This window comes from Dyadobacter sp. UC 10, assembly GCF_008369915.1.
Lineage (GTDB): Bacteria > Bacteroidota > Bacteroidia > Cytophagales > Spirosomataceae > Dyadobacter.
Genome location: NZ_VSRN01000001.1, coordinates 813,705 through 826,213, shown reverse-complemented (window position 1 = coordinate 826,213; position 12,509 = coordinate 813,705). Strand labels below are relative to the sequence as shown.

Below are 12,509 nucleotides of genomic sequence, written 5' to 3'. Positions count from 1 at the left end.
TCAGTGGTCTTTTAGAGGTATCACTAACCACTTTCACATATGGCCAAATTTGAGATCAAAACCAGAAAAAACGGAGAATTCCAGTTTGAGCTAAAAGCCTCTAACGGACAAAACATTCTTTCAAGTGAAGGATACAGTACCATGGCAGCCTGTAAAAACGGCATCGAGTCGGTGCAGAAGAATTCGCCTGACGACGGTCGGTACGAACAAAAAGAGTCGTCGAATGGAAAACCTTACTTTGTACTCAAAGCAGGTAATGGTCAAATAATTGGGAGCAGTGAGATGTATGAAAGCAGGTCGGGCATGCTAAACGGAATAGAGTCAGTTAAAAAAAACGGGCAAACCGAGGAAATAGAGGATTTAACAAAGTAGCTGACTTCCACGTACATTTGAGAGAGGCTTAATGCCTCTTTTTTTGTGGGGAGAGGTCTGGGCATGCACCCGGTGACGTCATGTAAGCTAATATATTGACATTAAATACTAAAATTTTCCTATTGTCCGGGTGCAATGTTACATTTGGGGGTAGTTATCCTTATTCCATTGAAAACAGATGTGTTACATATCGGAACAGAGTTGCTTTCAAAAGTGGCTTCGGGTAGCGAAAAAGCTTTCGCCGAATTGTTTCATCTTTACCGCGACAAGGTTTACTCGGCTGCGTTTCGTCTTACGGGCTCCGCGTTTGTTGCTGAGGAAGTTGTACAGGATATTTTTCTCAAACTTTGGGTTAGAAAAGAAATGCTGTCCGGCATTCACGACTTCGAGGATTACCTGTTTATCACCACCCGTAACCATGTTTTTTCTGCATTAAAAAAAGCGGCACGGCAGCAAAAGCTTGTTACTGACCTTGAACTTCATATGCCGTTCTATGAGAATACGACCGATGACCGGATCATGGACCAGGAAATTGAGGCGATTGTGCAGCAGGCCGTGAATATGCTTCCTGCCCAGCAAAAGCAGATTTATTTGCTAAGTAAGGAACAGGAATTAAAAAGGGACGAAATCGCTAAAATGCTTCAAATTTCTTCCGAAACTGTTAAAACCCACCTCTCACGCGCCCTACGGCATATCAGAGCTTACACTAAGTTGAAGCTGGACATCTCTGTTTCCTGGCTCCTGTTTTTCCTGCTAAATTAATTTTTAAACTTTTTTTTGTCTCATTGTCACCCAAAGCAGGTCGGCGCGCGTCTTTATGGTCGAAGGTATGATACCAATCAGCCATTAGCTTTAAATGCATATGCCAAACCAACGCCTTGAAGATTTGTTTTTTCGGTACTGTCAGAAAAACGTAACCGAAGCGGAGCGGGATGAATTGATGACATTGATATTGCTGGAAGAAAACCGTGAACAAATCAACAGGTTAATTGACGGTTTCATTCGCCGTGACGATTCGGGGGACAGACTGGCGGAAGACACGGCCGACGATATTCTTAGCTCTATTTTCACTGCTACAGTCAATTCCAGGCCCGATTTTGGCAATAGTATAAATGAACAAACCGGAGAGAATGAGCCACCGTCGCGTGTACGGCCATTATGGGTTTTCAGACTTGTGGCTGCGTCGCTTGCATTATTACTCGTGTATGGCGGATATGAGTGGATGAATAAAAAAGGAAAAATTAAAGAGCAGGCCCCTGCGATGGCGAGCATTTACGGGCAGGATGTACCAGCAGGAGGAAACAAAGCGACATTAATACTAGGCAATGGTCAAACGGTTGATCTTACGAAGGTTACAAGTCAAAACCTCATTGAACAAGCTGGTGTTACCATTAATAAATCAATAGGGGAAATCAGCTACAATAGAGCGGGGGACGGGCCGGGGCAGGCAGCGTACAATGTTTTAAAAACACCGTTGGGCGGTCAGTATAAAGTGGTTTTGCCTGATGGTTCGCGCGCATGGCTGAATGCAGGTTCCAGTTTGAAATATCCTACGCTGTTTTCCGGTAACCAGCGTGATGTGGAAATGAGCGGGGAAATCTATTTCGAGATAGAGCCAGACAAGAAAAAGCCTTTTCACGTGAAGGTCCTGGACAAACATCAGGGTGGAAAAGATATGGACATAACCGTTTTGGGAACGCATTTCAATGTTTCCTCTTATGGCGACGAACCTACCATGGAGACTACCTTGCTGGAAGGATCTGTGAAGGTTGAAAAAGGAAATGTGGCCAAAATACTGAAACCGGGCCAGCAAGCCAGTGTCCCGGGCGGCAAACCCAAGGAAATCGCCGTCAATATGGTCGATACGGAAAGCGTCGTGTCCTGGAAAGAGGGCCGTTTTGAGTTCAATGGCAACATCAAGCAAATCATGCGGCAAATATCCCGCTGGTATGACCTGGATGTAGTTTACGCGGGGAATGTTGACAAAATGGCCTTTGTAGGGACGATTTCAAAGAAAAACAATGTATCCGAGGTCCTCAAAATGCTTGAAATGACCGGCGGTATCCAGTTCCGGATTGAAGATCGAAAAATTCTGGTCAAGCATATTGAGTAAAAAATCAAGACTAAACTAACCCTGAACTGTTCTATGAAATCAGTGGATACTTCCTGAAAGCGCTTCAACCCAATCAATAAAAAGGCCGGATACGTTGCAACCGCATCCGACCGAAACCTGATTGGTTCAAAGATCATTGGAGAACGATACATTAACTTAATCAAGCATACAAAAATATGAAATTTGTATACAAGGGCAAAACCGCCTTCCGGGGGACGTATATTATATATCGTTCCATGAAGGCCCGTTATGCCATAGATAGCAAAATTGATCTTGGCAAAGTATTCCTTACCATGAGAATAACCGCGTTACTGTTCCTGATTGGTACCATGCAGGTGTTGGCCGAAGGATCTTACGCCCAGCAGGTTTCCATGCAAAAAAAGGACGCCTCTTTACTGGAAGTACTGAAAACTGTGCGGAAGCAAACAGGTTATCTTTTCATATGCGATCTTCAAATGCTCGAAGAGGCTGAAAAGGTGAACATTAAGGTGACCAATGCCCCGCTGAAAGAGGTGCTGGACGCTTGTTTTGCAGGTCAGCCTTTGACCTATAATATTGTGGACAAGACCATTATTGTCAAAAAGAAAAAGGAGGTTCACAAAAAGTCCCGGGACGAGGCCGGCCTGATAGAACCGGTTTTATATTTGCCCGACCCGGGTTTGAAAAGCCGGATGGCAGATGTAATGCGGGAAAAGATCAAGGCAGAAACATTGTTTGACATCACCGTAAGCGGTAAAGTTACCGATGGTAAGGGCGAGACCCTGGCTGGCGTGAACATTGTCCAGAAAGGAACGCAGCGAGGAACTTCTACGGACGCAAAAGGAGCTTTTAGTATTGATATCACCGACGCGGATGCCGTGCTGATCTTTTCTTTTGTAGGCTATATTTCTCAGGAAATCACGGTAGCGAGAAGGAGCAATCTCGACGTGGTGCTGCAAGTCGATAATAAGGCCCTGGAAGAAGTGGTTGTGGTGGGTTATGGAACGCAAAAGCGCTCTGATCTCACCGGTTCGGTATCGTCTGTGAAAGCTGAGGAAATTAAAAGTCTGCCTGTAAGAAGTGTGAACGAAGCTTTGCAGGGACGAGCCGCCGGTGTCCAGGTAACCAGAAATGACGGATCGCCGGGCGCTGCTTCTGACATTGTGATCCGGGGTATCGGGTCGATTGGCGGCATGTCGCCACTTTACATTGTGGATGGGATCAGAATGTCGGCGGGCAATAATTTTAACTTGCAGGATGTAGAATCCATCGAGATCCTGAAAGATGCAAGTGCAGCTGCCATTTACGGCGCGCAGGCAGCGGGCGGGGTAGTACTTGTAACAACGAAACGAGGCACTAGCACTGATAAAATGAGCATTAATTTCAATGCTTACTATGGGGTGAGAAAGCCCGTAAATCAGTATAAACTGCTCAATACGGCCGATTATTTTGCTGCCAAAAACGCATTTGGCGTAGCAACCAACAGTTGGGGCGACCCGGCCAGCCTGCCGGACCATGACTGGATTGATGCATTGTATACCAACGGAAAGGAGGAGAGTTACTCGCTTTCGCTGTCAGGGGCCACCGCGAAAACCAACTATTATCTTTCGGCCAATTATCAGAAAGAAGGTGGGACGATTATTGATAATTATTTCAAAAGATATGGCCTGCGGTCGAATGCGGACTATCAGATTAATTCAAAATTCAAGGTTGGAGAAACGATTTACGCCTGGATGACAGAAACCAACCCAACTGTAAATACCACTTATCCGTTTCGCACCGCGCCGGTTGTGGGCGTTTACGATCCGGCAAATTCCTATGGCGGTTGGGCAAAGACAGGCAGCTTTTTTGGTGGGCCGAACATCGTCGGACAGGAATATCAGAGTCACATGAAAAATCAGACTTATGCATTGGAAGGCAATGTGTACGCGGACTGGCAGATTTTTTCGGGCCTTAACTTTCGGTCAACATTCGGTGCATCTGTGTATAATGAGAAAAATATGCGTTTTAATGAGGCTTTTGATTACGGAATTGTTGCCAATCGCGTTGCTTCCCTGAGCCGCGATATCAACAACCAGCGCAATTTGACAGCTAATTTTGTGTTGACTTATGCAAAAATCCTCGGTCAGCATGATTTTAAAATAATGGCGGGTTATGAGGCCTATAAGTCGGATCGCAGCACGCTGCGGGGCGAAGCGCAGGGCTTTCCGTATGTAACCTATAATCTGGGGTTGTCCAACAATCCGAGCAGTTATGTGACCATGGGCGGTGACTTTCCGCAGACGCGCCTGTTGTCCCAGTTTGGTCGTGTGAACTATACTTTTTCCAATAAATACCTGATATCGGCAACCGTTCGCCGCGATGGGTCCGACCGCTTCGGTCCGGCTAATAAGTGGGGGGTATTTCCCTCGGCATCCGTTGGCTGGAAAATTAGTGAGGAAGATTTCATGCGGGACAATGTTTCCTATGTTTCCAATCTGAAAATCCGCGCCAGCTATGGGAAGCTGGGCAGCACGAGCAATATTCCTCAGTACACGTACCAATCGTCCTATGGCGGCACCGGTGGGACCAACTCGCAGGGACTGCCCGATGGCAGCAGGTCCAAAGGTTACGCGCTCACCGCACAGCTGGCCAACCAGAATATTAAATGGGAATCCGTGCTGCAGACCGACCTCGGGATAGATATTGGTCTATTCAAAAATGCCGTTAACCTGACCATTGACTGGTACAGCCGTCAGACACAGGGCATGATCTACGCAGTTCCAATTCCGCAATCAACGGGTTTTGGCTTCACATCTGTTTTTACAAACATTGGTCAGATGAGTAATAAGGGACTTGAACTCGCGGCAGATTACCGCGGACGAAAAGGACAGTTTACCTATTCTGTTGCGTTGAATGCATCATTTAACAAAAATCTGGTGAAGCAACTGGACGGGAATAACAATAATCCGATCAGTGACGGAGCGGCTGGAAACGACCTGGACGGGCCAGCAGGACGCACGCAGATCGGCCACCCGATGAGCCAGTTTTTTGGTTATGAAGTAGAGGGTATTTTCCAGTCGACCGATGAGGTGGCAAGCCTGAATGAGCGCGCCCAGCAGCAGGCGGGTTCTACCGGTATTTTTTACCAGAATTCCGGGACCTCAGCAGGGGATCTGAAATTCCGTGATGCCAACGGTGACGGCAGGATCACGACTGCGGACCGTGTTTTCATTGGTAATCCATGGCCCAAACTGACCTACGGCTTAACATTAAATCTGGGATGGAAAGGCCTGGAACTGACCGCGCTGTTCCAGGGAATTCAGGGTGTGGATGTTTATAACGGCAACAAATATTTTACTGAATATCTATATGGTGATTACAATACGACAAAGGATATATTTAATGCCTCGTTTTTCAACGGAAATGGCCTGACCAGCAGTCCACGGGTAGGGGTGAAGAACCCCGCTGGCGCATTTGCGCGTGATCCAAACTCCAACTATGGCCGTATTTCGAGCTATTTTGTGGAAGATGGCTCTTTTCTGAAACTCAGAAACCTGCAGATCGGCTACACGGTCCCGGGCAGCATTACCAAATCGGTGAAAATTTCCGATCTGAAAATTTATGTGCAAGGGCAGAACCTGCTCACATTCACCAAATACTCGGGCCTCGATCCGGAGGTTTTGGGGCGAAATGGCACCACTGCCAGAGGGATCGATACGATCTTTTCCTATCCCCGGAGCATGCTGCTTTCATTGGGCTTGAATATGAGTTTCTAAAATCAAAACTTTCCTGATAATGAACATATTAATAAAAATATTGCTTGCTGCTACCATCCTGTTGGGGCTGGCTTCCTGCAAAGAAGAATTCGTGAATGTCGATAATCCGCTGGCTATCTCTACCAGCAGTTACCCGGCAACCGTCGCTGATCTGGAACAACTGCTTACCGGTGTTTACGCCACACAACACGCCGGCGGCGTGTTCGGCCGGGCGATGGGTCCTTACAGTACGCATCTCTGGGACCACACGACCGACCTCAGCTGGCAGGGTTCGCCCAACTGGATCCAAATGGGGCAGAACAATGCATTGCCAAGCGATAACTTTCTGATACAGATCTGGCCGGATTTATGGCGGGGCGTTCAGCGCAGCAACACTTTGCTGGCTGCGGCAGATCGGTTAAATGCGACCGCATCCGAGGCAGATAAGGCCAGTATCCAGCTCATTAAGGGACAAACCTTGTTTTTAAGGGCCTGGTATTATTCTTACCTGCTGAGTTTTTGGGGCGAAAGTTTTATTGTAAACGGGGCAGGCGATGAAAAGATGGGCGTACCGATCATTACAGAAGTTGCTGCTGATCTCACCGAAACACAGGTGACAAGGTCTACTGTAAAGGAAGGCTGGGATTTCATTATCAGCGATCTGAAAGCAGCTGAATCCTTGCTGGAAGGCAAAAACTGGACGTCGGCGACAGACAAGCATAAGGTCAGCCAATGGGCCGTGAAGGGGTTTTTGGGGAAAGTATATGTGTATACTGAAAACTGGACCGATGCAAAGACTTATCTAAGCAATGTTATAAAAGAAAGCGGCAAGTCACTGGTGTCTTTTGAAACCTACAAAACCATGTTCAATGGACAGAACGAATTCAATTCGGAGTCTTTGTATGAGCTCAATATGAATGTGGATATGACCTACCCGGGTGCAAATGACCTTTCAATGGGATCTATGATGGCAACGCTGACAGCTCCCTCTTATGTTGGCCCGACGGGCACACCCATTGCGTCCGCGTGGTCGAACGTATTTCCGCACGCCAAAAATATTGCCCGTTTTGGTTTCGACCTCGGACATTACTTTCCCGCCGGCACGACAACCCCGAACATTGCAAACGTGGATAAGGCCTACATTACAAAATCGGTTGCAGCGAGGGCGAACAAAACCGTAGACCCGAGGTTATGGGTCGCGTGCTTGCAGCCTTATGTGGATTCCATGATAGTAGCAGGTGCCAAAAAGCCAGTTTCGCATTATCTGGACGTTACCGAGCTGGATATGGAAGCATGGAGCTTTCGGAAATATATCAACCTGGCGGGCACCGAACTGGAGATCAACAGGGCAAACGGTTCCAATATTCTCTGGCTCCGGCTGGCTGACATTTATCTCCTGTATGCCGAAACGCTGGCCAAAACCGGGGACAATGCGACGGCCCTTGAATACATTAACAAGGTAAAGCGGCGTGCCTACAATTACCCGGTGGACGCACCGTCGCCTGTCGACTATAAGAGCCTGACTGACGTTACCAAAGCACCCGACAATGTGCTGAAAAATGATCCCCTTAAATACGAGCGCTGGGCCGAGTTCTTTGGCGAATTCAACTGGTGGTTTGACGTTTGCCGCTGGAAAATCGGCGATAAGGAAGCAGCATACTATCAAAAAATCCGCGGCGGAACGATCCAGTGGGACCCAACTGATTATGCGCAGCCTATACCCATCAATGAGATCAATGCCAACGCCAATATGCGCCAGAATCCGGGTTATTAACTGATCGAAATGACCAGAAAACGCGAATTGGTTTTAAAAATGATTACAATTCTATCACCGATGGCCATGCTCGCGGTGATAGAGTTTGTATTGCGTTTGGCTGGTTATGGTCATGATTTAAGTCTTTTCATAAAAGACCCGATGCGAAAAGGTTACCTGGTGATGAATCAGCATGTTTCCGAAAAATACTTTTCGCGGCAGCAAAATGCCACCATTGGCAATTTTGAGGCTTTCAGCGAGAAAAAGCCGCCAGGCACTTTCCGGATTTTTGTATTGGGAGAATCTACAACCATTGGTTATCCTTACATGCACAACGGCTCGTTTCACCGCTGGCTGCAGTACCGGCTTATGCATACATTTCCTGAGAAGGATTTTGAGCTGATCAACCTTTCACTTACTGCCGTCAACTCGCATACAGTTCTGGATTTTGCCAAAACCATCGTCGATTATGAACCTGATGCCGTACTGGTTTACACCGGGCATAATGAATATTACGGTGCGATGGGTGTCGGCTCGGGAAACAGCCATATTGCATTAACCCGGCTTTTGATGTGGCTGCGGCAATTTCGGATGGTACAGTTATGCTCGGCTGCTATATCCGGAGTCGCTGATTTGTTTTCGGGATCAAAAATTGACCTGCGTGAAAACCTGATGAAGCGAATGGCGTCCGACCAGCAAATCCCTTACGGGTCTAAGGGTTATCGGGCCGGGATTTCACAATTTACGACCAATATGAATGCACTTTGTGCAATTTTCAACGATCGGAAAGTGCCCGTTTTTATCAGTAACCTTGTCGCCAACGAAAAGGACCTCAAACCTTTAATGAGTGCCGTCGGCGGCGCGGATGTCTCCGCTGATTTTCATTACGAAGCCGGGAATAAACTATATGCACAAACGGATTTTAGAAAGGCAAAAGAAGCGTACAGGCAAGCCAGCGAGCTGGATGTTTTACGATTCAGAGCCCCGCGTGAAATCAATGCAGCCATTGATGCGCTTCCGGGAAAGTACAGCAGCGTCAAGCTTGTGGATACAAAAACATGTTTTGAACAGCATTCAGCGCATGGCATTCTGGGTGCCGAATTGCTTGTGGATCACGTCCATCCGAGCTTGTATGGGTACGGGCTGCTTTCAGAAGCATTTTACCAGGCTATGAAAAAAAGCGGTATAATTCCTTCCAGTGAACAGGAGCTTTCTTTTGATAAATTAAGGTTAGAAATGCCTGTCACCGCGGTGGATTCGCTGAAAGGAGTTTTTGAGGTAATGATATTAAAGGAAGGATGGCCTTTTAACGTACCCATGCCGCCAGAGGAAAAGCGTCGGAAAACCGTGGAAGAACAGCTTGCAGGAGCTTTGGCTGTAAAGCAGATTTCCTGGGCGGAAGCAATGGGCCGGCTGCGTAATTATTATGCCCAAAATCTGGATACGGCCGCCACGCTCAAAGTAATAGAAGCGCAGATTCTCGAAAATCCGCTTGAACTGGCATTTTACGATCAGGCCGGGAAGCTGTTTTTAGCAAGTAATAAAAACGAAAAGGGAATCGTGTACCTGACCCACGCATTCCGTAAGGAAAACAATTTCGATCGCGCCAAACAGCTTTTTATCGCGCTCCTGAAAGCAGACCGGCCGGATGCTGCATTGCCGTACATTCAATTTGCAGCTGCAAACAATCAATCAAAGTTCAGCTTAAATGAGTTATTGACTTTCGTAGAGCCGCTGGTTGCTTTGAAAGAGAAATTCAAAAAGGATAGCTCAAACGTATATCTGAGCAATCAGCTGGCTGCCGGCTATCTCAAATTTGCCAATATCCAGGTAGCCCGTCAATACATTAGCAGGTCATTGGCAATCGATCCCGACAATGCAGAGGCATTGAAGCTACTCAAATTAGCGCAAACTGAATAACTGCGCCGGATACTTGCCAATATTTCATTACCCTGTAAAACCAAATGTGAAACCAGCTTGTTCTTTCAGGGAAAAACACAATAGCGACGTGTAAACCCGCACAGCCTTTTATTAAAGTGTAATTCAGATTTAACATTGGCAATTCAACAAAAACGCTGATTTTTGACGGCTGTTCATTCACTCAGCGCGCTGTAAATAAAATAATAATGGAACCGACTATTATTGATGTAATCCAAGATGCACCATTCGGTCTCCAGAAAATCGACTCTTCCATCTCTTTCAGAAATTTTATCAACTTTCTGGAAGAAAAAGCAGGACAGGAAAAAACAGTCAAAAAAACTTTCTTCTCTATGGTGCTGGACAGGCTGCGGTCAAATCCGGCGTTTTCCGCAGACATCGATATTAACAATATTGCGGATTTCAGAGAAGAATTAAGTTTGGTTTATGGCATGCTAATGCCACCCGTTACAAATGAAGAAGAAGTTTTTTGGGCACTCAGTACGCCTGTCAGTCCGGTCGTATTTTACGGAACATCAGGTTTCTACAACCTGATGACCGACAGTTCGGGCGATGTCCGGTGCGAGATCGCCGACAAAACGGGGCTCAATGTGAAGCAGAAAATGAAAAAGCTGTATTCCTTTATCCTGGAACGGCTTTACGACTTCCCACCCTTGCATGAAAACGATTTGATCATTGCGCTGGACGATGACAAAACAAGGTTGAAGCGATATTACCGCGCCCATCTGGATACCCGGTTTGCTGACGTATATGCCAAAGGCAGTCTGCCCGAAATCGATCTGGAAGAAATACGGAAGGAGTTACAGGAATCGGATGATATAACTGTACTGGCGCGCCTGTTGCCGTTGTCGTCATTTCGTTTTGAGGGCTTTTCGGTGATCATGCTCACCGATGTAACCCCTGAGCATGCCGTCGATAATATCAAAAACGCGATCCTCGACCGGGCTTCCTATGACGCAAACACCTATTTCAGGAACGTGACGGCCGCCTTGCAAATGCTGGCCTGCAACCCGGACATTGATTTCGGACTATTGCCAGTTCTGCGGGTCAACAACAAGCTGGTTTTTGACCGCAGTACGGTGGTTTTCAGTAAACTGATGAGCGCTGCGCTCGTGGACGACCGGGCAGAAGAAATGTACCTGTCCATGGCCAGCCAGTATTTCCAGGCGCCAAAGGTAGTGCTGATGCGAAACCTGGCTTTGGAGGACGACAGCAGGCAGGATTTCATCCGTATATTGAAGGCCGATGGCGTGGAATCTTACGCCCTGCTGCCGGTTTATTACGATCGAAAGGCTATCGGCGTCCTGGAAGTGTATTCCAGGTCGCAAGAGGCGATTGACGAGCGCGTGCTGGCGCGGCTGGATGCGGCACTTCCGTTCATCGGTCAGATGATGAAGTATTACATTGAAGAATTCAATGTGGAGATCGATAATGTCATCAGGGAAAAATTCACCTCCTTACAGCCTGCAGTGCAATGGCGGTTCCGGGAAACGGCCTGGCATTATCTGCGCGACAAATCGCTGAAACTGCCTGCCCCGACTATCGAAGCCATCCAGTTCCGCGATGTGTATCCGCTATATGGCGCCATTGATATCAGAAATTCTACACTGGAGCGAAATGCTGCGCTGAGGGATGACCTGCACTTACAATTTGACTTATTGATAAAAACCTTTACGAAGTTAAAGCAGGAATCGGGTTTCGGGCTGGCTGATGAAATGATCTATAAATGCAGGAAATGGATCCAGGAAATCGACGATGAAAGCACGGACAGTGATGAAATGCGTGTCCGCGATTTTCTCGAACATGAAGCGCACCCGTTCCTCATTCATTTTAAAGAAACAAGGGTTTCCCAGTCAGTTTTGGACGCTTCCGGCGAAGAAAAAGACGAGCTGGCTGATGTTATTGATAAATATTTCGAAGTAACAGATGAGCAAACAGGGGCTGCTTACTCAAACCGGCGTGCGCTGGAAGCTTCGATGCAGAAGGTGAATTCGTCCGTTAATCTGTATCTGGATTTGTTCAGGAAGGAAATCCAGCAGTCTTATCCGTGTTATTTTGAGAAATTCAGGACCGACGGAATCGAATATGATATTTACATCGGGCAATCTATCGAGCCACAGAAAAAGTTCAGTGAGTTATATCTCAAAAACATCCGTCTGTGGCAACTGACCTCCATGGCAGCCATTGCGAAAATTACCAATTCGCTCATTTCGCAAATGGATAGGCCGCTGCAAACCACGCAGTTGATCTTCATCAACTCCGGCAGTATCGACATCAATTTCCGTGACGACGAGCGCAGGTTTGATGTGGAAGGCGCTTACAATATCCGGTATCAGGTCATTAAAAAACGCATTGACAAAGTGCACGTGAAGGGGACAGGTGAACGCCTTACCCAGCCAGGCAAAATAGCGCTGGTGTATTTCAATAGTAAATCAGCCGAAGAATACGTAGGTTATATCCGGTATTTACAGGAAAAAAACACTTTGAATAACGACCTGGAATTTTTTGACCTGGAAGAACTACAGGGTGTTACGGGGTTGAAGGCGCTCAGGATCGGCGTGAACCTCGACTCCGAATGGATCTGATGCAAAATGAAGTGCGCCATTAAAACTGACAT

The 12,509-nt window shown here is 47.0% G+C and carries 7 protein-coding genes; all 7 read left to right on the top strand.

Annotated elements, in window-relative coordinates:
- The first annotated feature begins 39 nt into the window (after positions 1-39).
- Positions 40-372, top strand: coding sequence for a YegP family protein (locus FXO21_RS03030; protein WP_149638713.1), 333 nt, complete (start codon positions 40-42; stop codon positions 370-372).
- 135 nt (positions 373-507) lie between these two features.
- Positions 508-1,134 (top strand): RNA polymerase sigma factor, encoded by a 627-nt coding sequence (locus tag FXO21_RS03025; protein ID WP_225865546.1) that lies wholly within the window; start codon positions 508-510, stop codon positions 1,132-1,134.
- A gap of 100 nt (positions 1,135-1,234) precedes the next feature.
- Positions 1,235-2,485, top strand: coding sequence for a FecR family protein (locus tag FXO21_RS03020; protein WP_149638712.1), 1,251 nt, complete (start codon positions 1,235-1,237; stop codon positions 2,483-2,485).
- A gap of 176 nt (positions 2,486-2,661) precedes the next feature.
- Positions 2,662-6,222 carry a TonB-dependent receptor gene (locus FXO21_RS03015; RefSeq protein ID WP_149638711.1) on the top strand — a complete coding sequence of 1,187 codons (3,561 nt, stop codon included), beginning with the start codon at positions 2,662-2,664 and terminating at the stop codon, positions 6,220-6,222.
- Between the two features lie 19 nt (positions 6,223-6,241).
- A complete protein-coding gene (locus FXO21_RS03010) occupies positions 6,242-7,975 on the top strand; it encodes a RagB/SusD family nutrient uptake outer membrane protein (protein WP_149638710.1) in 1,734 nt (577 codons plus the stop codon).
- A 39-nt stretch (positions 7,976-8,014) separates the two neighbouring features.
- Positions 8,015-9,874, top strand: coding sequence for an SGNH/GDSL hydrolase family protein (locus FXO21_RS03005; protein ID WP_192579155.1), 1,860 nt, complete (start codon positions 8,015-8,017; stop codon positions 9,872-9,874).
- A 206-nt stretch (positions 9,875-10,080) separates the two neighbouring features.
- On the top strand, positions 10,081-12,477 hold the full coding sequence (locus FXO21_RS03000) for a GAF domain-containing protein (protein ID WP_149638709.1): 2,397 nt from the start codon (positions 10,081-10,083) through the stop codon (positions 12,475-12,477).
- The last annotated feature ends 32 nt before the right edge of the window (positions 12,478-12,509 follow it).